The 26,298-nt window shown below is 40.5% G+C and carries 22 protein-coding genes and 4 pseudogenes; 16 read left to right on the forward strand and 10 right to left on the reverse strand.

What is annotated here, in order from left to right:
• Nucleotide 1: 1 nt before the first annotated feature.
• Nucleotides 2-3,271, reverse strand: a complete 3,270-nt coding sequence (locus AC4CU3_RS02580; protein WP_279044947.1) for a LysM peptidoglycan-binding domain-containing protein — start codon at nucleotides 3,269-3,271, stop codon at nucleotides 2-4.
• A gap of 210 nt (nucleotides 3,272-3,481) precedes the next feature.
• Here AC4CU3_RS02580 and dnaQ point away from each other — a divergent pair, with 210 nt between their 5' ends.
• From dnaQ to nudC, 3 genes are all read left to right on the forward strand, one after another.
• Complete coding sequence (gene dnaQ / locus AC4CU3_RS02585; protein WP_279044948.1) at nucleotides 3,482-4,906, forward strand: DNA polymerase III subunit epsilon; 1,425 nt, start codon at nucleotides 3,482-3,484, stop codon at nucleotides 4,904-4,906.
• Nucleotides 4,907-5,032: 126 nt separating this feature from the next.
• The gene (locus tag AC4CU3_RS02590) at nucleotides 5,033-6,676 is read left to right on the forward strand and encodes a chemotaxis protein (protein ID WP_279044949.1); all 1,644 of its coding nucleotides are present in this window, start codon (nucleotides 5,033-5,035) and stop codon (nucleotides 6,674-6,676) included.
• Nucleotides 6,676-7,452 (forward strand): NAD(+) diphosphatase, encoded by a 777-nt coding sequence (gene nudC, locus AC4CU3_RS02595; RefSeq protein WP_279044950.1) that lies wholly within the window; start codon nucleotides 6,676-6,678, stop codon nucleotides 7,450-7,452. Before AC4CU3_RS02590 ends, nudC begins: the two co-directional genes overlap by 1 nt.
• Before the next feature lie 42 nt (nucleotides 7,453-7,494).
• On the opposite strand, the gene AC4CU3_RS02600 is transcribed toward nudC, so the two are convergent.
• The 3 genes and pseudogenes from AC4CU3_RS02600 to AC4CU3_RS02610 form a co-directional block, all read right to left on the reverse strand.
• Nucleotides 7,495-8,379 (reverse strand): alpha/beta hydrolase, encoded by an 885-nt coding sequence (locus tag AC4CU3_RS02600; RefSeq protein ID WP_010326353.1) that lies wholly within the window; start codon nucleotides 8,377-8,379, stop codon nucleotides 7,495-7,497.
• Entirely contained in the window at nucleotides 8,369-9,052 is a 684-nt protein-coding gene (locus AC4CU3_RS02605; RefSeq protein WP_005399779.1) for a BON domain-containing protein, read from the reverse strand. The genes AC4CU3_RS02600 and AC4CU3_RS02605 overlap by 11 nt, the downstream gene beginning before the upstream one ends.
• A 60-nt stretch (nucleotides 9,053-9,112) precedes the next feature.
• A pseudogene (locus AC4CU3_RS02610) lies at nucleotides 9,113-9,214 on the reverse strand (YraN family protein); the annotation flags it as partial.
• A gap of 55 nt (nucleotides 9,215-9,269) precedes the next feature.
• Here AC4CU3_RS02610 and AC4CU3_RS02615 point away from each other — a divergent pair.
• The gene (locus AC4CU3_RS02615) at nucleotides 9,270-9,575 is read left to right on the forward strand and encodes an IS630 transposase-related protein (RefSeq protein WP_000122230.1); all 306 of its coding nucleotides are present in this window, start codon (nucleotides 9,270-9,272) and stop codon (nucleotides 9,573-9,575) included.
• Nucleotides 9,576-9,622: 47 nt separating this feature from the next.
• Nucleotides 9,623-10,117 (forward strand): IS630 family transposase, encoded by a 495-nt coding sequence (locus tag AC4CU3_RS02620; protein ID WP_005402037.1) that lies wholly within the window; start codon nucleotides 9,623-9,625, stop codon nucleotides 10,115-10,117.
• Nucleotides 10,118-10,122: 5 nt separating this feature from the next.
• Here AC4CU3_RS02620 and AC4CU3_RS02625 read toward each other — a convergent pair.
• Together AC4CU3_RS02625 and AC4CU3_RS02630 are read right to left on the reverse strand one after the other, a co-directional pair.
• A pseudogene (locus AC4CU3_RS02625) lies at nucleotides 10,123-11,148 on the reverse strand (IS701 family transposase); the annotation flags it as partial.
• Nucleotides 11,149-11,193: 45 nt separating this feature from the next.
• Nucleotides 11,194-11,514: pseudogene (locus AC4CU3_RS02630) on the reverse strand (YraN family protein); the annotation flags it as partial.
• 330 nt (nucleotides 11,515-11,844) lie between these two features.
• Between AC4CU3_RS02630 and rsmI the strand changes: the two are divergent.
• Entirely contained in the window at nucleotides 11,845-12,690 is an 846-nt protein-coding gene (gene rsmI, locus AC4CU3_RS02635) for a 16S rRNA (cytidine(1402)-2'-O)-methyltransferase (RefSeq protein WP_058869285.1), read from the forward strand.
• Nucleotides 12,691-12,900: 210 nt separating this feature from the next.
• Here the strand turns inward: rsmI and AC4CU3_RS02640 are convergent, their stop codons facing one another.
• The 4 genes and pseudogenes from AC4CU3_RS02640 to AC4CU3_RS02655 all read right to left on the reverse strand — a co-directional run bounded on the left by AC4CU3_RS02640 (nucleotide 12,901) and on the right by AC4CU3_RS02655 (nucleotide 16,844).
• Entirely contained in the window at nucleotides 12,901-13,830 is a 930-nt protein-coding gene (locus AC4CU3_RS02640; protein ID WP_490737977.1) for a LysR family transcriptional regulator, read from the reverse strand.
• A gap of 95 nt (nucleotides 13,831-13,925) precedes the next feature.
• Nucleotides 13,926-14,744 (reverse strand): peptidoglycan DD-metalloendopeptidase family protein, encoded by an 819-nt coding sequence (locus tag AC4CU3_RS02645; protein WP_005399783.1) that lies wholly within the window; start codon nucleotides 14,742-14,744, stop codon nucleotides 13,926-13,928.
• A gap of 153 nt (nucleotides 14,745-14,897) precedes the next feature.
• On the reverse strand, nucleotides 14,898-15,668 hold the full coding sequence (surE, locus tag AC4CU3_RS02650) for a 5'/3'-nucleotidase SurE (protein ID WP_279043543.1): 771 nt from the start codon (nucleotides 15,666-15,668) through the stop codon (nucleotides 14,898-14,900).
• Between the two features lie 472 nt (nucleotides 15,669-16,140).
• Nucleotides 16,141-16,844, reverse strand: a pseudogene (locus AC4CU3_RS02655) (DUF1003 domain-containing protein).
• Between the two features lie 247 nt (nucleotides 16,845-17,091).
• On the opposite strand from AC4CU3_RS02655, the gene AC4CU3_RS02660 reads away from it, so the two are divergent.
• From AC4CU3_RS02660 to AC4CU3_RS02705, 10 genes are all read left to right on the forward strand, one after another.
• On the forward strand, nucleotides 17,092-18,246 hold the full coding sequence (locus tag AC4CU3_RS02660) for a catalase family protein (RefSeq protein ID WP_114836844.1): 1,155 nt from the start codon (nucleotides 17,092-17,094) through the stop codon (nucleotides 18,244-18,246).
• 8 nt (nucleotides 18,247-18,254) lie between these two features.
• Nucleotides 18,255-18,530 carry a putative quinol monooxygenase gene (locus AC4CU3_RS02665; RefSeq protein WP_114836845.1) on the forward strand — a complete coding sequence of 92 codons (276 nt, stop codon included), beginning with the start codon at nucleotides 18,255-18,257 and terminating at the stop codon, nucleotides 18,528-18,530.
• 245 nt (nucleotides 18,531-18,775) lie between these two features.
• Entirely contained in the window at nucleotides 18,776-19,150 is a 375-nt protein-coding gene (locus tag AC4CU3_RS02670) for an MCR_0457 family protein (RefSeq protein WP_010326344.1), read from the forward strand.
• A gap of 192 nt (nucleotides 19,151-19,342) precedes the next feature.
• On the forward strand, nucleotides 19,343-19,729 hold the full coding sequence (locus AC4CU3_RS02675) for an MCR_0457 family protein (protein ID WP_114836846.1): 387 nt from the start codon (nucleotides 19,343-19,345) through the stop codon (nucleotides 19,727-19,729).
• Between the two features lie 117 nt (nucleotides 19,730-19,846).
• Nucleotides 19,847-20,995 carry a D-alanyl-D-alanine carboxypeptidase PBP5/6 gene (dacC, locus tag AC4CU3_RS02680; RefSeq protein ID WP_004694204.1) on the forward strand — a complete coding sequence of 383 codons (1,149 nt, stop codon included), beginning with the start codon at nucleotides 19,847-19,849 and terminating at the stop codon, nucleotides 20,993-20,995.
• A 92-nt stretch (nucleotides 20,996-21,087) separates the two neighbouring features.
• Nucleotides 21,088-21,624: a gamma carbonic anhydrase family protein gene (locus tag AC4CU3_RS02685; RefSeq protein ID WP_005399792.1), complete on the forward strand. Its 537-nt coding sequence runs from the start codon at nucleotides 21,088-21,090 to the stop codon at nucleotides 21,622-21,624.
• A gap of 229 nt (nucleotides 21,625-21,853) precedes the next feature.
• Entirely contained in the window at nucleotides 21,854-22,492 is a 639-nt protein-coding gene (locus AC4CU3_RS02690) for a CDP-alcohol phosphatidyltransferase family protein (protein ID WP_114836847.1), read from the forward strand.
• A gap of 24 nt (nucleotides 22,493-22,516) precedes the next feature.
• Nucleotides 22,517-24,265: a bifunctional alpha/beta hydrolase/class I SAM-dependent methyltransferase gene (locus tag AC4CU3_RS02695; RefSeq protein ID WP_114836848.1), complete on the forward strand. Its 1,749-nt coding sequence runs from the start codon at nucleotides 22,517-22,519 to the stop codon at nucleotides 24,263-24,265.
• 77 nt (nucleotides 24,266-24,342) lie between these two features.
• Nucleotides 24,343-25,701: a phosphatase PAP2/dual specificity phosphatase family protein gene (locus AC4CU3_RS02700; RefSeq protein WP_114836849.1), complete on the forward strand. Its 1,359-nt coding sequence runs from the start codon at nucleotides 24,343-24,345 to the stop codon at nucleotides 25,699-25,701.
• Nucleotides 25,702-26,006: 305 nt separating this feature from the next.
• Nucleotides 26,007-26,282, forward strand: a complete 276-nt coding sequence (locus AC4CU3_RS02705; protein WP_279043535.1) for a hypothetical protein — start codon at nucleotides 26,007-26,009, stop codon at nucleotides 26,280-26,282.
• Nucleotides 26,283-26,298 lie beyond the last annotated feature (16 nt).

Genomic DNA, 26,298 nt, shown 5'->3' on the forward strand with positions numbered 1-26,298 from the left:
ACTAATTCGGCACCTTAATTACATCACCAATGCGCAACTGCGTATTCGGTTTAATGTCATTGAGCTCAGCCAATTGCGAAGTGTCCATACCATAACGACTTGCCAGTCCAATTAAGGTATCACCACGTTTCACTGTGTACTGTGAAATCAGTTTTGGAATTTGAATGGTCTGCCCAACTTGTAAGCCTGCACGCGGACTCAGGTTATTTAAAGCGGCAAGCTCTGACACAGACATCCCAGCACGGTTTGCAATTGAGTTTAACGACTCGCCTGACTTCACTCTATAAGCTTCAGTTGCACGGCTAGAAGTTGCTTGTGGCTTTGCTGCCACCGTTTCTGTTTTGATTGGAGCTGAATCAACATCACCTTCAATTTTTAAACGCTGACCAACACGAACATTCGCCGTACGGCTCAGGTTGTTCAATTCAGCCAAATAGTTCAGTTGCAAATGATATTTACGTGCAATGCTATTTAAGGTTTCACCCGATTTCACCACATGGATATCGGTTGAGTTATTACTTGCAGTAGTTTGTTTTTCGACTGTTTTCGGCGTTTCAACAGCAGTCACTTCACCCGTTAATTTGAGCTTTTGACCCGCACGTAAACCCGCTGTACGACTCATGTTGTTGAGGTCAGCAATATAATCCATACCCAAATTATATTTCGAAGCAATTGCAGTTAATGAGTCCCCCGACTGAACGGTATAAGTATCTGGTACCGTTGAACCCGCAGGGATCTTAATACTTTGACCCACTTGCAAGCCGCTATTGGTTGACAGATTATTGAGATCAGCCAACTCCGACAGGCTCATCTTCGACTGTGATGCAATGCTATACAAAGTATCACCACGTTGTACTTTATAACTTTCAACTTTGAACTGTGCCTCAGCTTTAACTGAAGACGTTTTAGCACTATTCGTCGTTAAGCTTTTGACATCATTGAGTGGCACATTAATTTTTTGTCCAACCAACAGGTTGCTGCCCGCATTTAAACCCGGTGTTAAATCTGCCAATTCTTGATTTGACAGCGCATAGCGGTCTGCAATCAATTTCAGATATTCACCACGTTTCACGGTATAAGACTGGGTTGCTACTTTAGTTTGGCTGCTGGTTTTTTCATCGTTAGTTTTTGCTCGCGATTGTGCTGTTTCTTTTAAGGAAAGCTTTTGTCCCACACGTACGCCACTGGTCACACTTAAGCCGTTATAGTCAGCCAACTGTTTTAAGCTTAAACCGAACTCATCCGCGATACCGGTTAAGGTATCATTGGCACGAACAGTATAACTGTCAGGTTTAGTCTCAGCTTTCACGGTAGAACGTACTTCTACTTTTTCAGCTTGTGGTTTTGCATCATATAAATAAATTGAAGTACCGACATAAAGTGTGGCATTGGCATCCATTTGGTTCCACTTCGCCACATCACGCCAGTTCACCCCATTTTTGGCAGCAATCAGCGCCAAAGTATCACCCGGTTGTACGGTATAAGTTGAACGTTTACCTTTTGGCGGAACAATCACAATTTCAGAGTCAGTCTTAACAAAATTTTTGCCTTGATTCCGCTTCACTTCATCTGAATCTAAACGGGTATTGTCAGCCACAGACTTTGGATAAGCAAAACCTTTGGTTAACTCTTTGCCTTGCAGTTCAGCCACTGACTGACTGGTTTGAATTGCAGTCAATTTAATTTTACCATCCAGAGGATCTACAATTTCTGTGCCTTGAGGGGCTAAAGCTTGAATTTCAGCTACCACTTCAGCTTGCTCTGCTTTCGTCGCAACTGGTTTCAGAACTTCATCGACAGTTTTGCTTTGACCTTCGGCTTGAATTGCCGCGGTTAACTGCTCACGTTCTGCCGCTGAAATTGGTGGTTCAACGGAAACGGGTTTCACTGGCGTGACAGGCGTAACCGCAACTGGAATACGCGGCGCACTTGGAATATCACTATTAGCAGCAAAAGCAGCGAGGGCATTAGAACCCTTAGGCGTTGAACCACGAGACGGCGTGGAGATAGCTGCACTGCTTGACGACGTTACTGTAGACGAAGTGGCAGGCTTCGCTGCTGTGGTTTTTGTGGTAGTCGTCGCTAAAACAGGTGGTGTAGTTTTCGACGGTGTGATCGATTTGGTGTTCAACGTTGGCGGTTCAATTTTGCTTGGTTGAATCGTTTGGTTATTTTCAGGCAATTTGGTATTTGCAGATGCCCACAAGCCGCCTGAACCACCCTGTAATTTTTTCAAACGTACATCCACTGAAGGACTCAAATCCGCAGGAATTAAAATCCGCATTGGACTTGCACCATCAATCCATTCACCACGGTGTCCCGGATTTAACTGATACAGCTCGGCACGACTTAAACCAGTAATCGATGCAACTTCATTTAGACTCACCGCGCCCACAGTAACTTCTCTAAAGTGCGGACGGTTCGCAATCGGTGGTAAATTGATGTTATAGGCATTTGGATTTTTAATGATCTGCGCAACCGCCAAGAAACGTGGCACATAGTTCATGGTTTCTGCTGGCAGTTTTAATGACCAATAGTCCGTCGGCAAACCTGCGGCTTTATTACGGTTAATTGCTTGTTGAATACGACCTGGACCTGCATTATAAGCCGCTAGCGCAAGTTCCCACGAACCAAACTGGTTATATAAACTACCCAAGAACTCATACGCAGCACGCGTTGACTCCACCACATCACGGCGTCCGTCATATTGGCTACTTTGTTTTAAGCCATAAATACGTCCCGTACTTGGAATAAACTGCCATAAGCCTGCAGCCGCAGCACTACTGGTTGCAGCAGGGTCATACGAACTTTCAATCACAGGCAGTAGAGCCAGCTCTGTTGGTAAACCGCGACGCTCCGCTTCTTTAACGGTGTGATACAAATAACGTGAAGCACGTGCACTTAAACGATCCAAATACGGTTGGCGTGAAATGAACCACCCGCGCTGTGCATCAATACGCGGATTCCAATGATCGCTGTTCATTTTAAAGCCCACGGTCATACGCTTCCAAACGTCACCGTGCTTTAACACCAACAGGCGATCCCCTTCCACCGCGCGCATGTCGGTTGCAGAAAGTAAATCTTCTAAAGAATCTAGGCTATTTGCGTCTAGGTAGTTTGATCCGACTTGTTTGGATTTAGATGTTTGCGTTGCACTTTGCGTCGAGGAGCAACCAGCCAGTCCAAGTGTCGCGAGTGCTGAACCGAGTACTGTAATTTTAAATAATGTCGGTAACATCGGTTGGCCAAAAATGGCAGCTGACTTATACATAAGAAAATCCAAACAACTCGTATAAAATTTATTTTTTAGATCTGCCATTGTAGTAAAGCACACCGCAGACACAAGGCGTTAATTTAACTTGAAATCAGTATAAATGTTACAAGAAATTAAAAAAGCTGCATCTTATACACTTCTCTAGTGCATTTGCGTTATACAATGGTGCCCCGCTTAGTTTTAATTTTCAGTTTACGGAAGTTGTGTATGTCACAAACAATTACCCTGTATGTCGATGGTGCTTGTCGTGGAAACCCTGGCCTTGGGGGATGGGGCGCGTACATTATTACAGAAACTGAAGAACATAAACTGTGTGGCGGTGAAGACAACACCACCAATAACCGTATGGAACTCACCGCGGCCATTGAAGGCATTCTTTTCTGCCCAACCGATGCGAAGTTGGTAGTCTGGACAGATTCAACCTATGTCAAACGCGGCATTACCGAGTGGATTACAGGTTGGAAAAAGAAAAACTGGAAAGACGTTAAAAATCCAGATTTGTGGAAAAAACTCGATGCAGCCTGCCAAGGCCGTGATATCGACTGGCACTGGGTCAAAGGCCATGCAGGTCATGAAGGGAACGAAATGGCAGATCAATTGGCGAACCTCGGTGCCGATCAAACACAGGCTCAACTTCGTCAGTCTAAAACAGCGACAACAGAACCGTCTGTAGATAAAAAAAAAGTTGAACCAGACTGGTTGTTAAACGACCCTTTTGGTTTAGGTTTCGATGACGAAGAAGCCGATGACAGCGAAGATTTAACCGAAAGTAAAATAGACGTTGCAGAAGAAGAGCCAAGTTTAGTCGCTGAACCAGAACTTGATACAACAACTCAGTGTTCTACTGAACAAACGCCTGAAGTTACGGCAAGTGTGGATTTAACACAACTCAAACAACATCCACAAATTGTGATTACTCCACGTAAGGTTGAGGTCTTTGGACCTCGACAGCTCATTCTCGATACAGAGACCACCGGTTTCTATTATCAAGATGGCGATCGCATTATTGAAGTTGGTGCGATTGAAATGGTCAATCGAAAGCTCACAGGCAGCTCGATTCATATCTACATCAATCCGAAAAAACCTGTGGGCGACTCTGAAAATGTCCACGGGATCTCTGATGACTTTTTAAAAGATAAACCGCTGTATCAAGAGATTGCTGACACTTTATTTGCCTATCTCAAAGGTGCGGAAATCATTGCGCATAATGCAAGCTTCGATATGAACTTCTTAGACATGGAGTTCAAGCGTGCAGGATTTGTTGCGCTTTCTGAAGTTTGTGCGGTGACAGATACCCTCGCGATGGCAAAATCTAAGCATCCGGGACAAAAAAACTCACTTGATGCCTTAGTTCGCCGTTACGAAATTCCACAGCGTGACCGTACCTTCCACGGGGCCTTACTGGATGCTGAAATTCTAGCCGACGTTTACTTGGCTATGACAGGTGGTCAGGTTTCCTTTGATATGGATGCCCTGTCACATAGTGAACAACAAAATGGGCAAAGTCAGCGTCAAGCACTGGATATTGAACTGGCGGTAATTCAGCCTTCAGCCGAAGAACTTGAAGCACATGAGACTTGGGTCAAACAATACCAAGAAAAACATGGCACACCCTGCCTTTTTGCCAAATAAATTCTAAAGTTTTTGTTAACTTTTGTATTACAAGATTTTTCAGGTAGGCTATAGTGATGAACAAGTTGCTATGCCTTCTTTGGGCCGCATATAAACACGATAAAACACTAGGATAGGTGCAGATCAATGTCTTACCAAACCTCTATTCATTTTGATCCAACGGCGCTGCTGATAATAAAAAATGAAGTGGATAACTCCATTAAGCTGGTTGAATCAGCTGTGAGCACCTTAGCAGAAGATCAGACTTTACCTTTTGGGATTGACGATGCATTAAACCAATTTGAGCAATGCGCTCAAGTGCTTGCATTGATTGATATGTCGAGCTTGGCCAAAATTGCTGAATATTCCGCAGAGCTTATGCGCAAGATCATGGGGAATCCTACGCAAATTAATACGCAAGATGTGATTGCGCTCAGCGAAGGCACCACCATGCTGAAGCGTTATATTGAGTTCATTTGCTTAAGAGAAGTGAAAATTCCGCAGTTCCTGCTCGACACTTTAAATCGTCTTGAAATTGCTTTAGGCAAACCACTCACTCAAGAAGGTCAACACATCGAGTCGTTGCTCGATTGCATTAGCCCTGACTTTAGCCTACCACAAGCACCGACGCTTGAAAAATCACAGTATGTGCATCGCTTGTACAAGCAATCTTTAAACAAGATGCTGAAGCAAGAAGAAAGCGAGCTTGATTTACAAGCGATCAAGTTGGTTGGAACCTATTTGGCTGGTCTAGCTGAACAAACACCAAGTAAACAATATTGGAACTTAGTTTATGTAGCACTCAATCAAATTGAACAGCTACTCATCAATGAACCACGTTTACGCACTCTGATTAGCATCGAACGTAACATTGCACAGTTCTTTACTGCGCCTGAACGTTTCAAAGCCAGCCTCACCGATCTTGCCAACATTCTTAGTCTGTGTATCAGCCAAGAAGACGAAGTACCCCAACACATCCGTGGCAAACTAAATATTGGCGACGACCTACTCACAGATACGCAGCTGCAAGTTTTCAGTCGTCATCTATATGGCCCAGATTTCGACACGATGCATACCATTAGTGATTTGGTGACCACCGAAATGTCGCAAATCCGCAATGACATTGAGTACAACTACCAAAACATGACGCCTGAGAAGACCCAAGAGCTCCAAGCAAAACTGGTCGATTTGGCGAACATCTTCAAAGTGTTGAACTTAAATGAAGCGCATAATGACTTAAATCGTCAAGCAGCATCACTTAGTCAAGCAGATATGCTGAAAGATGAAGGTTTTGCGCAGCAGTTGATGAACGTGATCTTGTCGGCAATGAACTCTATTGGCGTGCTAGAACGTCACCATACTTCAAGCCGCTTACAGCTTCGTGTCAACAACATGAATATTTCACTAGACCGTTTAGATGAAGCCCATGCTGCGTTATTGTCAGAGGCTAAAACGTCTATTGACTTAAGTAGTCAAGCTTTGGCGCAATATCAGCAAGAACAAGATTTAGCTACACTTGAGAACACCCCTGCGCAACTACGTGAAGTCGCGGGTGCAATGCTGTTCTTAGGCGCTGAAAATGGTCAAACTGCTCTGAATATTTCAGCAGATTTTGTGCAACAACAAATCACGGCTGAAACTGCGCTCACTGCCGCTCAGGTGAATCATGTGTTGGACGCGCTCGCAAGTGCAGATATGCTGATTGATAACTTAAAAAACAAACAGCCTGTATTACACAGTATGTTTGATGTAGCATTGGATAGTAGCCAAAAACTAAAGACTGTTGCCTAATGTCAGAACTTTCACTTGCTTATATTTTCCAACAACAACAACTGTTGGTGGATCATAACTTTCAATTGCCTCGTGTAGAAAAGCTAGCAAGTGATTTAAGTTTCCACTCGGGTGATCAAGTGATTGCCCGAGACCTGCTAGACAATGAGCCGATTCCTGAAGGCTTAGAACTCATCCCAATTCGCCAGTTGCTTCCACTCTGGAGCACAAAACAATTCGAACAGGCTAGCCGAGCTATTCAACTGCTAGAATGGCGTCGCAATCATAAATTTTGTAGTCATTGCGGCCACGCCACAGAAGCACATGCCAGCGAATATGCCATGATCTGTCCTGCCTGCGGTTATCATCAGTATCCACGGGTACAACCCTGTGTCATCACCGTCATTACACGAGGTGAAGATGAAATTCTGTTGGCAAAAAATGCGCGTAATACCCGCAGCAATATGTATGGTTTGATTGCGGGCTTCGTTGAAGTCGGTGAAACCTTAGAAGAAGCGGTACGCCGCGAAACCTTGGAAGAAGTCGGCATTCAAGTTAAAAATATTCAATACTTGGCGAGTCAGCCTTGGCCTTTTCCAAGTAACTTAATGATTGCGTTTAAAGCAGAATACGCATCGGGTGAGCTTTGCTTACAAGAAGAAGAAATCAGTGATGCCCAGTTCTTTAAGTTTGATCAATTGCCTGAAATTCCGTTCAAAGGCAGTATTGCACATGCCATGATCATGCATGCGACAGAAGGCACAACGGTCGCAGATGATACACGTGAGTGGCTGTAAGCTCACTCACCATCTCTACAACAAATACACTTTAAAACCCAATTAATGCTTAAGCGCATCCTCGAGCGCCTGCATAATTTTTTGCTTGGTCGTGAAGTAACGACTAAACAAACTCGATACTGAACCAATCATTGAAATATGACCAATGCGTGGCACCGTCCAAAGTTGACTGTAGTTGCCTTTTTCTTTCAACCTACGATCCAAATCAACAGCATTGCTTAACCCAACAACATCATCATTCTCAGCAACCAACAGATAATGTTTAACCCTATTCGACTCGACGAAATAATATGGCATCACTTCTTGATAAGGTCTGTTCTGATCAAAAGCATCCGCACAAATTGGATCACCTTTATAGTCAAAATGATAAGGGCCTGCCAAACCAATAATAGCAGTAATTTGACTGCGGCATTGTATTTCATATGGCTTCGGATGATAGAGCGCAGACATCACATTAAACGCGCCCGCAGAATGCCCCATCAACACCACTTTTTCCGTTGAAATTTGATATTTAAGCTGATGTACATTGAGATAATTTAAAGCCAAGCTGAGATCATCAATAGAGGCAGGAAAAATATGCTCAGGCGCCAAGTGGTAGTTAATTACAGCCACATCAAAGCCTTCTTTTGCAAAGGCTTCTCCAATAAAACGATAATCTTTTTTATCGCCATGCATCCATGCACCGCCATGCACAAATACAATCAGAGGACGGTGTTCACGCGGTGTTTGCGTGCGAAAGAGATCTAAACGGTGTCGCGCACGTAACCCATAGGCTACATTTTCTTGGACTGAATAACCCTTACGCGGTGTTAAACGGTTTAAGGCATAACTACCGACATCATAAATACGAAAGTCACGATAGAGTAATCTTGCATACTCTACCGAACGATTCAGTCTTTGAACAAAAGGCTGAAGCTTATTGAACATTATTTGGCTCAACTTGGTCTGGGTCTATCGCAACAGGCGTTTGCTCTGTCGGTGTTGAATTAATCATTGGTGACGCAAACGCACTAGTCGTTTGCGACTGTTGCTCTATATTATCCACCAGTGTGATAATTTTAGTCACATTCCCCACTTGCTGTAACACTTGGTTTAAATCGGTAATTTCAGCACCATTTAAACGTCCCATCACATATAACACGCCATCTTCGGTGTGAATACGCACTTTCGCATCTGAAACAACAGCAGCTTTCATGATCAAGCCACGTGTATTTGCCGTAACTGAGGTGTCTTGCATGATGGTGCTATAACTAATTTGGTTTCCAACTGTAATGTAGTTATGCACGGTTTTGACATCCGACATCGCACGCACATTGTCTTCGGCCAACTGACGTAAGTGTTGATCGGGTACTTGTCCTGTTAATAAGACATTGCCATGAAAACTTTCGATATTGACACGTGACTGTTTAAAACGACTGTCCAATTTATATAAGTTAATTTTTGCAGTACGCTCAATTGAAGAGTCAATAAAGACCTGCCCTAATGAACGTGCACCGCTTTCTGTTCCTACAGCGGCTGTTCCTGTCCCACCCGAAATGAAACTTGCACATCCAGATAAACTTGCGACGCATAATACGGTCATTGCAATACGATTGAACACTCAGCAAGACTCCTCAACTTTTCAAACTATTTTAATTCAGCATTTCAGCTTTGATTTTGTTCAAAGATTAATAAAGTCTTGATCAAAAGTAAAAGCATTTTCTATCCATTGCTGATCATAAGTGAATTTTGAAAAATCTTGCTGTATGGTTTTTGCAATTTCTTAGGACTTACGCAGTATTATAGTCAAATCATTATAAAACCAATACAATGGTGCAATGAGTTATTCAGAACATTTTAGACGTAAAATTTTAGCTAAGCTTGAGGAAGGTTATTCTATTCGAGCGGTAGCTGCACAATTTGAAATTAATAAAAATACCATTGTTGAATGGAAGAAACGTATAGAGATTAAAAAAACTCGTGTACGTAAACCTTCTAAAATTAACGATGATGCTTTACGTGAAGATGTTGAAAAGTATCCTGATGCTTATCAATATGAACGTGCTGCACGTTTTAATTGTGGTGTTTCATCTATTGGTGCTGCATTAAAGCGCTTAAATATTACAGTTAAAAAAAGACGTTAAGCCATCCTAAAGCAGATACAAAGCTTAGGGATAAATTTATTCTGCAAGTGAATGAATTAGAAAAAAACCATCCGATTATTTATCTGGATGAAAGTGGTTTTAAGTCACATGATTATAGACCTCATGGCTACTCACGAAAAGGAGTACCCTGTTTATGGCAATATAATTGGCAATTAAAGAATCAGACCAATGCCATTGGAGCAATCCATGAGGGTAAGTTATTTTCAGTCGGTTTATTTGACTGCAAAATCAATTCAGATGTTTTTCATTTTTGGATTGAGCAATTCCTCATACCGGCATTACCAGAAAATAGTGTAGTGGTTATGGATAATGCAGCATTTCATAAAAGAGCAGATATTCAGGAGTTATTGGAACAACAAGGGCATAAAATTCTTTGGCTTCCTGCATACAGCCCTGATTTAAATCCTATAGAACACATGTGGGCATGGGTTAAACGTAAGCGTAAAGAATGGTTGATCGACTCAGTCGATGAGTTATTTCGAGTTTTTTTCGAATCTTGTATGAATAATAAAGTAGTTTGACTATATTTATAGATTCTCTGTGGTAGCAGATGATTTTTATCGAGAATAAAGTCATCAATGAAGTCTTTGATGATTGGTCTAAATAATTTCTTCTGCCAACGATATACATTTTCAAAGATCCGCTCAAACTGGTTCTTTTGTATCTCGACGTAGGCCATCAAGGCTGAAAAAATATGATTCAAAATCAGTTTAGATCGTCTTACTTGAAACTTTTCAATATGACAAACCTGTTTAATCACTCGGTGATATTGTTCTATTTTCCAATGACTTGAATGTAATTCATGAAAACCCTCAAAGGACAATAAATCATCTTCATCTTGATGCACAATATAAAACCTCTGCTGTTCTTTTAACTGAGTCTTAAATAATTGTACAAAGCCAAAATCTTTGAGCCAGACCACTTGACCCTGATGGAAATTCGGCAATAAACGCAGTTGAAACCATTGTCCTTTTTCTGGGGAAACCTTACGGTTACAGTCGATACCAAACATAAATCGAATACCATGTTTTCTTATGGTTTTTAGATTTCCAGTCGATGAATACCAACTATCACCTGTAATAAATTGAATCTTTGCACCCCAACTGAGTACTTCACTTAACATATCCATAAAGTAATCATTCTTGGTTTTACTTTCAGATTTGTCATAAATTCGGAAATTAATTGGAATATTTTGACCATTTTGATCTGTCGCATACAAGGTAATGAGATTAATACCCTTGACGGATCGGTGGTGTTTGCCTGACCAAAAATAGCTAACTAAGTCCATATGCTGACTATACGGTTTATCTAAAACAGTATCATCAATACTGACTATAAGTTTATTATTATCAATATGTTGAATTGCTTCCTGATATAGGTCGTGAGGTGTGTAGTCTTCACGCTCTAGAAAGCGATTTACACTATCATGCGAGATATTATAAGTCTCGGCAAGTTGTGTGCAGCTAATAGAGTTCGGTTCTGTCATGAGAAAGCCCATATAAATGGGTAGAGTACAAGTTGCTGTAGAAGCATGTTTAATTCGTCTGATCACAGATACTTTATAAAGTATTTTAATACTTTTTTGAATCCGTCAATGCGTAAGTCCTATTTCTTTAAAAAAATCAAAACAAATCACATCAAAGCGGCAATAATATTGCTGGAAATGTGGATGATCTTGTAAAAATAACATGGCCGTTTTTGCTATTTTGCGTTGTTTTGAATAGGAAATTGTTTCAATAGCCTGCGCAAAACGCGTTTTTGAGCGTGCTTTGACCTCAACAAAAACCAATTCCTGCCCTTTTTGTACAATCAGATCAATTTCTCCAAAGCGCGAGTGATAATTGGACTGCACATGAACATAACCCTGTTCTTCTAGCACAATCAAAGCTTGTTGCTCTGCCCATTGTCCCAGTTTCATCTCTTTATCTTCCCCCCACTTCTTTTTATTTTTTAATCATCACATTTCGAAAAACTAAATATCGATCAAAAATCTCACGCCTTGATGCTTAAAACCGCTGCTGTGAGTCTCTCGAACCAATCAATTCATTTCATTCTACGTTTTAAAGCTTTCTTGGCGTTTAGATTTCAGTCGAATGTCTTACCAACTCCTGCAAATCCATCGCCGACAACATTCTAGCTCACGCCACGACGGACAATTCAGGTAGAATGCTTACGCGGTACCGGTTGAATGCATCAAAGCACTCAAACCAACCTATCATTTTATTATTTTGCAGCGCGGAGAAAACCCATGAGTGCCCAGTTATTTGTAGTCGCAACCCCTATTGGGCACTTAGATGACATGACTTACCGCGCAATTGATGTACTAAAATCAGTCAAAATCATTGCTGCTGAGGATACACGAACTTCAGCACAATTACTGAAACACTTTAATATTCAAACACCGCTCACCGCATGCCACGATCATAACGAAAGCAACAAAATTGACATCCTTATTCAGCGTTTGTTGAAAGGTGAAGATATGGCGCTTATCAGTGATGCAGGAACGCCTCTTATCAGTGATCCAGGTTTTAAATTGGTTCGTGCGGCACAAGAGCATAATATCCGCGTAATCCCTGTACCGGGCGCATGTGCTGCCATTGCAGCTTTAAGCTCAGTGGGCTTACCAAGTGATCGTTTCAGCTTTGAAGGTTTTTTGTCTTCTAAACAAACCCAACGACTGGCAAGCTTGGAAAAACTCAAAGACGAAACGCAAACCCTGATTTTTTATGAGGCACCACATCGTATTTTAGACAGTGTCAGTGACATGACTAAAGTCTTTGGTGCTGACCGCCCTGTCGGTTTTGCTCGTGAAATTACCAAAACCTTTGAAACCATCAAGAAGATGACATTAGGTGAGTTGGTTGAATTTATTGCAAACGATCATCATCAACAAAAAGGTGAGATTGTATTGATTGTTGGTGGCGCGACCACTGAAAAAGATATGGCACAAGAAAAACTCGACCAGCTTTTAACGCGCCTCTTACAAGATTTGTCAGTGAAAGCCGCATCACAGTTAGCGGCTGATTTGACTGGCATCAAAAAGAAAATTGCTTACCAGCGCGCTTTAGAGCTAACGCAAGATCAGGCTGAATAGGCTTCGATAGCTTGAACTTAAAATAAAAGTATTGCTTTTTTGAAGGAAAAAATAAAGAGCAACAGACGTAAGTGCTTTGGCCTTTCTCTGCTGCTCTCCATGTTAAGCGGTTCCATGTGAACCGCTTAACTCAAATTATGTAGTTATGTCATTTAAAATTTATAAGCATGTGTATGGGTTGACTGATCGTCAGTTACAATCTCTATCGAATTAGCTTGCTTCTTGGTAAATACGACCGCCGGGTAGTTGGCAAAAGTATTGTTTCAATGCATCCAAACAACGATGGATTTTCATCGGCTGTTGTTCATGCTTTGAAATGATGGCATTTAGCGTAAAGTTAGGGAGCTTCCACTCTGGAAGAACTTCCACTAAAGAACCGTTAACCAATTCTTTTTGCACATCCAAATATAAAATACGTGCAACTCCATGCCCATGTTGGCATAAAGTCTTTGTCACTAAAATATTATTACTGGCTACTCTTGATTTCATCTCAAGTTTAACCGCATCACCTGTCACCACATTTTTAAAATCAAAATCATGATTGTTCTTCATAATCGTGATCGGAATAAGATCATGATTTTTCAAATCTTCAGGTCGTGAAATTGGTGCAGACTGATTCAAATAGCTCGGTGATGCAACCAAAATCTGTTCCACGCGCGCCAATGGCACGACATGTACACTTTGATCGTCAACTGTTGGGCTCATTCTTAGGGCAATATCAATTCGCCCATTCATCAAATCCACATAATGATTATCTGCTTCAATATGAATAGATAATCCGCGATGTGCAGACATCCAATGCGACAAAGCAGGAATCACATGATTGGCACCTAACTCTGGCGTAGTGGCTATTCGCAGCTCACCCACGAGATCATCGCGCAATTCATTGATACGTATTTTGCCACGTTCAGCAGCGGCGAGCATTTCTTGACAGCTGTGGAAAAAAGCCTGGCCTGCTTCAGTTAAATTCAACTTTCTTGTTGAGCGATGTAAAAGAACAACTTCCATCTCTTGCTCTAAAGAACGAATTTGCTGACTCACAGCACTTGTAGTGATGCCTAACTCACGCGCGGCGCCACTAAATGAACTCTTTTCGACAACACAAGCAAAAACACCCATTGCCCGTAGTTGATCTAACATAAAATTCTCTCTGGATTCATGAGAAGTTTTCATCTACTTGATAAAAACAACTCATTGTATTATACGGTGAATTTTTTGCGTTGCATCCAGATTTTTTAATTTAATGGTAAAACTATAGTCGGATTGATTGGCTTGCCATCTAAGCGTACTTGGAACTCTAACATGGTGCGTGTTGCACCTGTGGAGCCCATTTCAGCAATTTTCTGTCCTGCCGTCACATTTTGACCGCTCTTCACATTCATCGCACTGTTGTGTGCATATGCTGTGATATAACCATCAATATGCTTAACCAAAATTAAGTTCCCATATTCTTTCAATCCGTCTGCTGCATACACCACTTGGCCATCTGCTGCTGCATAAATTGGATCACCTTGGTTACCAGCATAGCGAATACCTTTCACATTATTTGCTAAATTATAACCTTGCAAAACAGCGCCATTACTTGGTTTTACCCAGCGTAAAGTTGAACTTTTCGAGCTCACAACAGGTGCGGTCGGTACTTTAGCAGGAGTTGTTGTGGTTGTGGTGGTCGTATTTTGACTCGGGAGACCAATATTTTGACGTTGAATTGGAGCGGTTTGTGTAATAGGTTGCGTCGTAGTTGTACGTGGGCTACCCGAGCCTTTTAAACGTAATGACTGCCCCACATAAATACGATACGGCGCAGCAATATCATTCATGTCTGCAACAGAGGTATAACTCAGCCCATAACGAGTTGCAATACCGCTCAGCGTGTCGCCTGAACGAACTGTATAATAGTCTGGTGCTTTCGCAAAACGTGTTGCATTGTTAACCTGTGGTTTAGAAGCACAACCACTCAAAATAACAGTTGAAACTACAGCTGTGGATAACACGACAGTTTTCAGTAGTGCTGTAGGAATTGCAATGAAACGAATTTGAGACAACACAGACATTTATCTTACTCTCTAAAAATACAAAAAATAATCAGTTTAATTTGCGCTAAGATTAGCAAAAAAGTATGTGAAAATAGTATCTCTGCGCGTATTTTCACAAAGTTATAACAAACAGCTGAATACATTCCTTGTATTGCTCAGCTGTAGCGACTTTTACGCACTTATTTGCCCTTGTAATGCATGCAAAACTTCATAGTTGGTTGCATCCATCTGAATAGGCGTAATACTGACAAAACCATTTGCCACAGCGAAAAAGTCTGACTCTACCTCATCATAGCCTCTTTTCGGTTCTGCCACAGCTTCACCTGCAAGCCCAATCCAGTACACTTGACGACCACGTGGGTCAACATGACTGGTAATCGGCTTAGACTGACGACGACGTCCTTGATAAGTAATTTTAGCGCCCTGTAACTCAGCAACATCTGGAATATTAATATTTAAAATATGGCGTGGTGGCAATGCAGGCAAACCTTGCTTTACAAAGTTATGTACCCACTGTGCAGCATGTTGATACTCTTCTGGCCGGTTATACGAACGCACTTCGGGTCCTGCAAGTGATACAGCAATGGCTGGCTGTTTCATTAGTCGCCCCTCAAAGGCGGCTCCAACGGTGCCAGAGTAAAGCACATCATCACCCAAGTTTGCCCCGCTATTGATGCCACTAACAACCAGATCAAACTCAAAGTCAAATAAGCCATTCATGGACAAATAGACACAGTCCGCGGGTGTACCATTGACTGCCCACATGTCGGGTGCAATTTCGATTGGGCGTAAGGGGCGATCTAAAGTCAAAGCACTGGAAAAACCACTGCGTTCACTTTCAGGTGCTACAATCACCACGCGACCTAATGGACGTAAAGCATGTGCGAGCGCTTGAATACCTGGTGCAAAAACACCATCGTCATTGGCTATTAAAATATTCACTGATGGATCTTCTTCAATCTATATGAGTCGGTAAAAGCCTTATACATCTATTTTGCACTCGTCTTCGTCTTTTTAATCTGCAATTCAAACAGGTAGATTTATGGGTAGCTTGAAAAAACTAAATTTTTAAAGCGAAAAGAAAAGCTATAGAGTCCTCGATGCAGAAAGACTATACATTGAGATCAGGCAATCTGAAAAGATGAAATCATTGATCTGGGTGAGTACTTTACTCTTGCATGGGCAGAACAAAAGAGAGAGCTTAAAAATAGAAGAATAAGCATACGTTTAAAGTGTTTACTGGTGAGTACGCCTTCAAAAAGATAAAATATAAATCTCTTGATTTTGTAAAAGCACTCTTCTCTTACATAGAAAAATAACTATAAAGCAAAGAGTTAAAAAATCTAAGAAAGCGAGTTTAGCTATCACTCACTATTACAGAACATGCTTTTAAGTGTTTGGATATTGAGCCAAGTTATTCGCGTTTTTTACTCATTTCGGATAACAAATCCAGTTGTATTTCTTGTATTTGGGCTAACCTATTCCACTGATGCATCAACAGATGATCTAGTTTTTCATTTAAATGTTGAATTTCCAACTCCGCCTTTAAATTAATTTTATAATCGTTTTGCGAGCGCAATCTGTCTTTGGCTTCCTGTCTATTTTGGCTCATCATAATCACAGGAGCTTGAACCGCAGCAATACAGGATAAAATTAAATTTAATAAAATAAAGGGATAAGGATCGGCAGGATGCGTAACCATGACCACTGTATTAACAATAATCCAAATAGCTAGGAAAGTCGCAAAGCACATGAGAAAAGCCCAACTACCGCCAAAGGTCGCAATTTTATCTGCCAGCCTTTCCCCTAAAGTCCAATTTTGATCCAACTGATTTTCAACATTTTTGGTGATCACTTCATGTTGTTGCAAACTTTTAATCACCTCATATTCAAGATCAGTCACTTCCCCCTTTTCAGACTTTAACAGTGAATGAACATACTGAATTCGATATTTGGTTAAGTCTGCTTGGCATATATAACTTTGAGGCGACCATTCTGGAAAATCATGTGAAATTTCTTCAGTAATAGATTTTCGTATTGCCCCATAGGAATGAGGTTTTTAATGAGGAATTTCTGCCCACAAACTAAACATTCATGACTTTGATTTTTTTCGCTCATGCTCGTTCTCTTTTATAATCATTATAAGTTTTAGGGGAGATAAACATCATCGAATAAATTTTAAACTAATGTCAAATTTTCAGCATCACTCAGAGTAGCTCCTCATTAAGATTTTTCTAGACAGTAGCCATGAATAAAAAAATGCCACAGATATAATCATGATTCTGTGTCTCAAATAAGGCTAAACAAGTCCATATCATCAGGCTAAAAATTAAAAAAATCCAGCTTTAGAGCAAGGAGGCAATCAATGCCTAACTCCGCAAGACCTATACACTTGGGTCTACTTTTTCATGCCATATTGCTCACAGGTATCACCGCTAACGTAGATGCGAATACACCACCTGTAATGTTGACTTCTCCTAAAGATTTTATATACCCAGATGTAGATCATGATCTAAGTGAAAGTCTTTATCCAAATGAGGCCGCCACTGCTAAAGAAATCGCGAACATCATTGAAATGACGATCCGAAAACAATATTCCACAGATATCGCGCTACGTGATGCGCACCCTAAAGCACATGGTTGCGTACGTGCAGAATTTAAGATAAACGAAACATTGCCTCAAAACATGGCTTATGGTGTTTTTATTCCGGGAAAAAATTATCAAGCATGGATTCGTTTTTCGAATGGATCGAGTAATGCAAAACAGGCGGATATAAAAAAAGATGCACGCGGCATGGCGATCAAACTTTTAGCCGTGCCAGAGAAAAACCTTTTAGATGAACCTGCGGCTACGCAAGACTTCATTATGATCAATCACCCTGTATTCTTTGTAAATGACCCCGCTCGTTATCTATCATTTATACAAGATATCAATAGCGATCGATTTCTAAAAAAACTACATGTCCCTTTTGCATTAGGAGCCAAAGGAACTTGGATTGCCTTGAACACTAGAAATAAAATTTCAAATCCACTGCAAACCAGATACTGGTCTATGGTGCCCTATCAGTTAGGAGTCGGCGATCATCGTCAAGCGGTAAAGTACTCTGCTCGTGCATGTTCAAGCGTTGTTAGCCCGATTCCAGTTACTCCTCAAAAGGACTTTTTAAGAGCGGCTCTTCGAACGACGTTACAAGATCGTGATGCCTGCATGGAATTTCTAGTACAACCCCGGACATCCAGCACAATGTCTGTTGAAGACTCAATGACTGAATGGAAAGAAGACCAAGCTCCTTTCTATAAGGTGGCCACAATTCATATTCCTCAACAAGTTTTTGATACCACTGAGCAAAATAAGTTTTGTGAAAATCTATCCTTTACACCATGGCATGCATTAGCTGAACATAAACCACTGGGTGCGATAAACCGAATGCGCAAAGTCATATATGACCAGATTAGTCGCGTCAGACATGAGATGAATTCAGCTAAACAAACAAACGCCAACAATACCGGAGATCAATAAGGAGTCCTATGGTTAAACTCAATGGCTTGTTAATCTGTGTGTCTAAAGAAGAAGTCCGTATGGTGATAGAAGTCCTTGCAGCACATATTGAATTAACTCATCAAGAAGAAGGCTGCATTTCTTTTGAGGTCAAGCAATGCCATGACCCTTTTATTTGGGAGGTACAAGAAGTGTTTGATAGTATGAGAAGTTTTAAGCATCACCAAAGTAGAACGGCCTTATCCATTTGGGGAGTGAAAACGCAAAACATTAAACGGCAGTACAAAATATCTGAGGGTGATTAACGATTATGGGGTTCACAGCTTACTTACACGTATAAGCGTTTTTTATTCCTAAATCTTATCCCCCTTGCACCTACTAAAGACCGCCAAAACTGAAGATTAGAAGTCGTTAGGATGATCGTTGGCGATTAAAAAGTCCAAAACAAAAAACTTTATTAAAAAATGACTGGTCAGAACTTTTCATTGAATTCTAACTGAAAATATATATATTGAGTCTCCGCATCCACCATAAATATGTGATTTTAAAAATGATTAAAAGCTTAACATTACGTAATTTCTTCGGATTAGGCATGGCTATCATGATTTCTCAATCTGCTTTTGCACTAGAGGGATTAAGCACAGAAGAAGCCAACACCATCGTAAAAGAAGATATTGCAGCAGCGCAAGTCATGACCGAATTTTGCCCTGCTTTGGTGGGTCAAGGCCCTAAAATTGAAAGCAACATTCAAACTTTAATTCAAACCTATTTACAAGACTATTCAGATAAGTCGATGACCTATGCAAAATTACAGTCAGACAGCGAATACCAGTCGATTCTGAAAGAAGCTCGTACAGATGCAAAGGGTACTGACAAAGCAGAACAAAAGTCAGTATGTGATGACGTTGTAAACTTTGAAGGTTAATTCAAGTTCTACATCTATATCGTAAAGAAAGGATGAATAATGGGGTTATTCATCCTTTTTTATTGGGCTGAAAAATGTAAAAACGATGAAGTGGCTTCAACAGCTTCTATACACTTTTGCGCTTACATTTACTTAAAATTTGTTTAAGCTCATCCTATTATGGCAACAACATATATGCACTTAGGGTTTAGAATGAATTTGAATGTAATGAAAAAAGTAATTTTGGCAGTTTGTGGTTCTTCTTTGATTGCTATCGGTTCTGCTCATGCGGCCAATAAAGACGAAAATATTGAAGTGACTCCACTGCAACAAGTGACGCAGCAAGAGTTGGCTGCAATTTATGTCCTATCAGAAGTTTGTCCAAGTCTCGTTTCAGACCAGAGTCAGTTTGAAAATGGCTACAACACTTTGGCCAAAGAGTATCTACCGCAACAGAAAAACCCGACTGCATACCTTAAAAGCCTCAGCAAAGAGAAAAAATTTAAGCCTATTTTAGCCGAAGCTCAAGCCGATGCGAAAAAAGCAGGTAAAGCGAAAAATCAAGAAATTTGTAAAGAATTGAGCACTTACAGCAAATAATACCAATTGGTTACAATATCTTTGAAATAAGCCGATTTCTCCCGTAGAAGTCGGCAGAACTTTGTCCTAAAATGCAAAGCTCTCGTGCTTATACTAAAGAAATCGGAACCCCTTAGAATGATTCAAAAAAGCGCCCTTGCTGCGGCATTACTCGTACCAAGCATTTCATTTGCAGCAACTGTCTTATCCTCACCACCAGAACTAAATAATAAATCATATGTGCTGATGGATTATGAGACTGGGCAAATCCTCGCATCTAAAAATGAAAATGAAAAATTAGCACCAGCATCAATGACAAAAATGATGACGAGTTTCATTATTGAGCAAAAGTTGTTGGCGGGCGAGCTAACCGAAGATGAAAAAGTTCGGATGAACGAGTCTGCTTGGTGTCGTGGTAGTAGTTCGGAATCATGTATGTATGTGCCATTAAATGGTACTGCGACTGCATTAGAGATGTTACGCGGCATTATCATCCAATCGGGGAATGATGCATCTAAGGCTATGGCTGAACACATTGCTGGGAACGAAGGCACTTTCGTTCACATGATGAACACTGAAGCAAAACGTATCGGCATGACCAATACCAGCTTCATGAACTCAACAGGTATGCCTGCTGAAGGTCACTACTCGACTGCTAAAGACATGGCAACGCTTGCACAGCACATCATTCACGACAGTTCAAAATATTATCCGATTTATTCTGAAAAAGAATTTACTTTTAACGGTATCAAACAAGGCAATCGTAATGCCCTGCTTTATACTGACCCAAGTGTCGATGGTTTAAAAACTGGTCATACTGACGAAGCGGGTTATTGCTTAACAACTTCGGCTAAACGTGGCCCAATGCGTTTGATTTCTGTGATTTTTGGTGCGCCAAGCATGCAAGAACGCGCAACGCAAACACGTGAAATTTTAGCGTGGGGTTATGCAAACTTTGAAACTAAAAATGTTCAAGCTGCGAACCAAGTTTTAGCAAAATCGAAAGTGTGGTTTGGTAAAGAAAGTGATGTACAAATTGGTTTAGCTGAAACCTTCAACGTAACGATGCCGAAAGGCCAAGCCAACGCAATCAAAACACAACTTGTGGTTCAACCGAAACTGACCGCACCGTTGAAAAAAGGTCAAGTGGTTGGTAAATATGTAGCAAGCCTTGATGGTAAAGTGATTGCTGAAAAACCACTTGTTGCGCTGAAAGATGTTGAAGAAGCAGGTTTCTTTGCACGTATGCTTGACCACATCAAACAATTCTTCTCAAACTTATTCTAAGTAATATTTAGACTTAAGTTAAAGCATCCACACCTCGGTCTGGGTGCTTTTTTATTTTATAATGGGCACCTACGCAAAGGCAGAACACCAACATGGCTAAAAATATTCGCCCCTATTTGAACAGCACTCCACAGCTTGGCAACAACTGCTATATCGATGACATGGCAGTGGTGATTGGTGATGTCATCTTGGCTGAGAATGTCTCTGTATGGCCTTTTGCCGTGATTCGTGGTGATGTGAACCATATTCGGATTGGTAAAAACTCGAATGTACAAGACCATGCAATGCTGCATGTTAGTCATAAAAAAGCAGATAAACCAAATGGCTCGCCTTTAATCATTGGTGAAGATGTTACCATTGGTCACCATGTCACCTTACATGGCTGTACCATCGGCAACCGTGTTTTGATTGGTATCAATAGCATTGTTTTGGACGATGCTATCATTCCTGACGATGTGATGATTGGCGCAGGAACACTAATTCCACCAGGGAAAGTGCTTGAGAGTGGCTACTTATATGTCGGTAGTCCTGCCAAAAAAGTTCGTCCTCTGACAGAAAAAGAGTTGGCATTTTTACCGTATTCAGCACAAAACTATGTCAAAGTATCGGGGCATTATTTAGAGTCATAATCATTGGGGGTATTTCCCCCGCATTTGACAGATACAATAATGTTCTTAGAATCTGCTGCAAAGCTTTTGAGTTTTTTTGTTCGCATATCATATTGCCTGACGATGCTGTGAGTATAAACACCGAAAATTCAAACAAGAAAACTATTTAATTTTTAGCCTCTTAATAGCACTTGATAAACCTTGTGCAATCTGACTAAAATTTCAACAACTATTATTAATTATTAAAACGATGCCATCTATCTATCAATTAAAACCAGCATTTCAAAATCTATTACGACCTTTTGTACAACTGTTATACAAATCTGGAATTACAGCAAATCAAGTCACTTTATTGGCGATGTTGATTTCGACTTGCTTAGGCTATTTTCTATATCAACATTATTTAGCCCATCCTATTTCTGGGCTTTTATTGTTATTTCCATTGTGGATGCTCATTCGTATGGCCTTCAATGCAATTGATGGCATGTTAGCGCGTGAGTTTAAACAGCAGTCCAACTTGGGCGCTTTTTATAATGAATTGTGTGACATTATTTCCGATACTGCACTCTATCTTTGTTTTATTGCCTTTGGTTTTATTAATGCAAAACTATTATTGCTTGCCATTTTTCTTGCCCTGCTCAGCGAATATGCAGGTGTAATGGCGCCACTTATTGGCCAAGAACGGCGTTACGATGGCCCAATGGGTAAAAGTGATCGCGCTTTTTGGCTCAGTTTAATTGCTGTTATTATTGTGATATTTCCATACATCAGTACAAATCTACAACTTCTCGGTAGAATTTGTAATGGCATTCTTATTCTCATTGCTCTACTGCTTCTGCTCACCATATTTAACCGAATTAAAAATAGTTTAAAGACAACTTCTTCATAATTTTATTATTCAGAGTAAAAATAGATGTATAACAATAGTCAACACACTTTTACCAGTCATGATGGGACCGAACTGTTTTACCAACACTGGGCAACGGCTACACCATCTACAACAAAAAAAGCCATTATTCTCTTTCACCGTGGCCATGAACACTCGGGGCGTATGGCTCATTTAGTTAACGAACTTAATTTACCAGATTTCGATTTCTTTGCATGGGATGCGCGCGGCCATGGTCATTCGCCCGGTGAGCGTGGTGATGCGCCAAGCTTTTCTGCATGTGTCAAAGACATTCAAGCTTTCGTACAACATATTGAACAGCAATATGCCATTTCTACGGAAAATATTGCCGTAGTCGCTCAAAGTGTTGGTGCTGTTTTAGCTGCAACTTGGGTGCATGATTATGCACCTAGAATTCGTGCGCTCTGCTTAGCCTCTCCTGCTTTTGATATTAAATTATATGTGCCTTTTGCTGAACCAAGCTTAAGGGTGATGGCAAAGTTGCGTGGCAATTTCTTTATACAAAGCTATGTAAAAGCCAATATGCTCACGCATGATAAACAACGTGCTCAAAGCTATGATACCGACCCTAGAATTGCCAAAGCAATTTCAGTCAGAATGTTATTGGGGCTATATGATGCTTCAAAACGTATTGTCGCGGATGCACAAAATATCTTTGTTCCAACACAGGTTTTATGTTCAGGCTCAGATTTTGTAGTCTTCCAAAAACCGCAACAGCAGTTCTATCAAAAACTCCCGCATCCAAAAAAAGAATTTCATATATTAGATGGCTTCTTTCACGATACTTTGGGCGAAAAAGACCGTCATATTGCAACTGAAAAAATCCGTCGTTTTATTCAGCAATGTTTTACTGTGGAATATCAAGCCCCTGATCTTTTAAATGCAGATAAAATTGGTTCAAGTTGTGCCATTGCAGAGGATCTTAGTGCGCCACTCCCAGCGAAATCCATGAAGAATGTATTTTGGGAGTTGACTAAAAAGAATTTGAAAATAGGAAGCCATTTATCTAAAGGCTTAAAAATTGGCGAAGATACAGGGTATGACTCAGGTAGCACTTTAGACTTCGTTTATCGCAATCAAACAGAAAGTGCTAATCCGATTGGTAAAATCATTGACCGACAATATCTCAATGCGATTGGTTGGCGTGGTATTCGTGTCCGTAAACAGAACATTGAGCATCTGGTGCAGAAATACGCTGACATTCTTATCAAAAAACGTAAACCACTCAGAATTATGGATATTGCATCAGGACACGGTCGTTATATTTTAGATGCGGTTACACAACTTCCAAAACGTCCAGACTCGATTTTATTGCGCGATTATAGTGATATTAATGTCCAAGCTGGGCAACAAATGATTGCAGAGCGAGGATTAAGTGATGTCGCTGAATTTGTTCAAGCAGATGCTTTTGATACGCAATCACTTGCATCAGTCAAACCAAAACCGACGTTGGCTGTGGTTTCTGGCTTATATGAATTGTTTAGTGATAATGACCTGCTGCGACAATCACTGGAAGGCTTAAGCAAAGCCATCCTCAAAGATGGTTATTTAATTTACACAGGTCAAATTTGGCATCCTCAGCAAGAATTTATTGCACGCGCCCTAACCTCACATCGTGAAGGTGATGCATGGGTCATGCGTTTACGTTCTCAGGCTGAAATGGATGCCCTTGTAGAAGCAGCAGGCTTTAAAAAAGTAGATCAATGTATTGATGAGTTTGGAATATTTACCGTGTCCGTTGCCCAAAAGCTTTAAAATCACAGGATGACATGATCAGTCTTTGAATCATGTCATCTATGCAAAACTTTAAAATAATAATCTGTGGACGTTTTATGCAAATACTGAACAAAGAAACAGGCACTTGGAAATGGGGAATCCTGTGTTTGATTTTCCTTGCACCGTTTTTCTTTCTCACTTATGGATTTGCAAATCACTATGCATCGCAACTGCCCAATGTGCCGAGTATTGTCTATGACTGGGAAAAACACATCCCGCTTTGGTCATGGAGCATCGTGCCATATTGGTCCATTGATCTTTTTTACGGTCTATCTTTGCTGTTATGTTGGAATAAATTTGAGCTGAAACAGCATGCACTTCGGCTATTTAGCGCACAGCTAATTTCAATCAGTTGCTTTCTTCTTTTTCCACTCAAATTTAGTTTTGCACGACCACCTTTAGATGGCTTTTTTGGCCTATGGTTTGATGTTTTGATGGGTTTTGATAAACCTTTTAACCAAGCACCTTCTCTCCATATCGTTTTATTGGTCATCCTTTGGGACTTCTTCCGCAGACACAGCTCAGGTCAGTGGAAATACTTCGTCGATATTTGGTCATTGCTCATCGGAATATCTGTACTTACCACATGGCAACACCATTTTATAGATATTCCAACTGGTTTATTGGCAGGTGCATTGTGTCTATGGCTATTTCCAATTACGGCAAAATCACCCTTTAAAAAAGATGATCTGCAGACTTTAACGCCGAAGCATTTAAAGTTAGGCAGTTATTACCTATGCGGCGCATTACTTTTTCTAATCTTGGCCTATCTGTTCCAACCTTGGGGATTGTGGTTACTCTATCCAGCAATCAGTCTATTTGGCGTTGCTTTAAGCTACTATTTAGTTCGCCCTCATTTCTTCCAAAAGCAAGCAGATGGAAGTTTGAGCATTGCCGCTACAATGTTATTTGCCCCTTACCTAATCTTTGCGTGGTTGAACAGTCGAATTTGGACAAAGAAACATCCCGAAGACTCCCAAATTTTAAAAATTGAAAATACGACCATTTTTTTAGGACGCATCCCAACACGTTCTACAACACAAAAATATCAGGCCGTTTTTGATTGTGTTGCAGAGTTACCAGTGAATCCGAAAAATTCATATTTTCAATACTCAAGTTTAGACTTAATTCCTTTACAGGCCGACCAACTTGAACGTGCGGTTGAAGCGTTCAACCAATTAATAGCAGCAGCTTCAAGCCAGAGCACACAACAGCATGTATTAATTTTCTGTGCGCTGGGTTATTCCAGAAGTAACGCTATTCTCTGCGCTTGGCTTATGCAACAGCAGCATGCAACACAGGTAAACGAGGCCATTCAAATAGTTCAATCCGCTAGACCGTGGGTTAGACTGAACGACGTACAAATCAAAAATCTCAATACTTATCAGTTGAAACTCAAAGGATCTGCCTCATGAAAATGCGCTTTTATGTGGTGGCCAAACTTTTATCTACAACGTATGGTTTGTTATTTTCAGGCTATATCGCGTTTGTCTTAACTATTTTGGCTATACTACTTAAAAGCTGGCAATCTCTTGAGTTTTGGATATTAATTTTTTTGGTGGTGTTTCAAAAAGTATGCTAGTTAATTCTGTCAATAGAGAAATTGAAAATAAGTAAATTAAATTCACTATATTTTTAATGCTTTATGAGATTTCAATTGTGGTTAAAATATAATCAGCATACTTTTTGAAACACCACCATTTTTTTATGTTTCGGTTTGATGGCGATACAGCATTACCTAGCACTCAGGTTGAAATTTGATGCTGAACTCATTGAAGTGATTGCGCAACAATCTGATACAGTGGCCATCGAAGACTTAACGCAACAGTTTGATCAATCATTACTGCAATTTAAGCTCATGCCAAAATCGAAAGTGGGGCGAGATTGGTCTTTGCGCTTTGCAGGCTGTTTCCGGTTGTTTAAACTGCAAATAACTGTATTGTTTATACAATATATAGTTCTAATGATTCTAATTTATAAATTATTGGCACAATAAACCTCTTTCTACTGGC

It is taken from the genome of Acinetobacter sp. 802_lipA (assembly GCF_058242885.1).

What these genes read in the sequence shown, in the direction of transcription:
- dacC (WP_004694204.1), top strand. Translation starts at nt 19,847, where the DNA reads ATGATTCAAAAAAGCGCCCTTGCTGCGGCATTACTCGTACCAAGCATT.
- AC4CU3_RS02580 (WP_279044947.1), bottom strand. Translation starts at nt 3,271, where the DNA reads ATGTATAAGTCAGCTGCCATTTTTGGCCAACCGATGTTACCGACATTA.
- AC4CU3_RS02690 (WP_114836847.1), top strand. Translation starts at nt 21,854, where the DNA reads ATGCCATCTATCTATCAATTAAAACCAGCATTTCAAAATCTATTACGA.
- AC4CU3_RS02600 (WP_010326353.1), bottom strand. Translation starts at nt 8,379, where the DNA reads ATGTTCAATAAGCTTCAGCCTTTTGTTCAAAGACTGAATCGTTCGGTA.
- dnaQ (WP_279044948.1), top strand. Translation starts at nt 3,482, where the DNA reads ATGTCACAAACAATTACCCTGTATGTCGATGGTGCTTGTCGTGGAAAC.
- AC4CU3_RS02645 (WP_005399783.1), bottom strand. Translation starts at nt 14,744, where the DNA reads ATGTCTGTGTTGTCTCAAATTCGTTTCATTGCAATTCCTACAGCACTA.
- AC4CU3_RS02675 (WP_114836846.1), top strand. Translation starts at nt 19,343, where the DNA reads ATGAATTTGAATGTAATGAAAAAAGTAATTTTGGCAGTTTGTGGTTCT.
- AC4CU3_RS02705 (WP_279043535.1), top strand. Translation starts at nt 26,007, where the DNA reads ATGGCGATACAGCATTACCTAGCACTCAGGTTGAAATTTGATGCTGAA.
- nudC (WP_279044950.1), top strand. Translation starts at nt 6,676, where the DNA reads ATGTCAGAACTTTCACTTGCTTATATTTTCCAACAACAACAACTGTTG.
- AC4CU3_RS02685 (WP_005399792.1), top strand. Translation starts at nt 21,088, where the DNA reads ATGGCTAAAAATATTCGCCCCTATTTGAACAGCACTCCACAGCTTGGC.
- AC4CU3_RS02660 (WP_114836844.1), top strand. Translation starts at nt 17,092, where the DNA reads ATGCCTAACTCCGCAAGACCTATACACTTGGGTCTACTTTTTCATGCC.
- rsmI (WP_058869285.1), top strand. Translation starts at nt 11,845, where the DNA reads ATGAGTGCCCAGTTATTTGTAGTCGCAACCCCTATTGGGCACTTAGAT.
- AC4CU3_RS02670 (WP_010326344.1), top strand. Translation starts at nt 18,776, where the DNA reads ATGATTAAAAGCTTAACATTACGTAATTTCTTCGGATTAGGCATGGCT.
- AC4CU3_RS02590 (WP_279044949.1), top strand. Translation starts at nt 5,033, where the DNA reads ATGTCTTACCAAACCTCTATTCATTTTGATCCAACGGCGCTGCTGATA.
- AC4CU3_RS02695 (WP_114836848.1), top strand. Translation starts at nt 22,517, where the DNA reads ATGTATAACAATAGTCAACACACTTTTACCAGTCATGATGGGACCGAA.
- AC4CU3_RS02665 (WP_114836845.1), top strand. Translation starts at nt 18,255, where the DNA reads ATGGTTAAACTCAATGGCTTGTTAATCTGTGTGTCTAAAGAAGAAGTC.
- AC4CU3_RS02640 (WP_490737977.1), bottom strand. Translation starts at nt 13,830, where the DNA reads ATGTTAGATCAACTACGGGCAATGGGTGTTTTTGCTTGTGTTGTCGAA.
- AC4CU3_RS02615 (WP_000122230.1), top strand. Translation starts at nt 9,270, where the DNA reads ATGAGTTATTCAGAACATTTTAGACGTAAAATTTTAGCTAAGCTTGAG.
- AC4CU3_RS02700 (WP_114836849.1), top strand. Translation starts at nt 24,343, where the DNA reads ATGCAAATACTGAACAAAGAAACAGGCACTTGGAAATGGGGAATCCTG.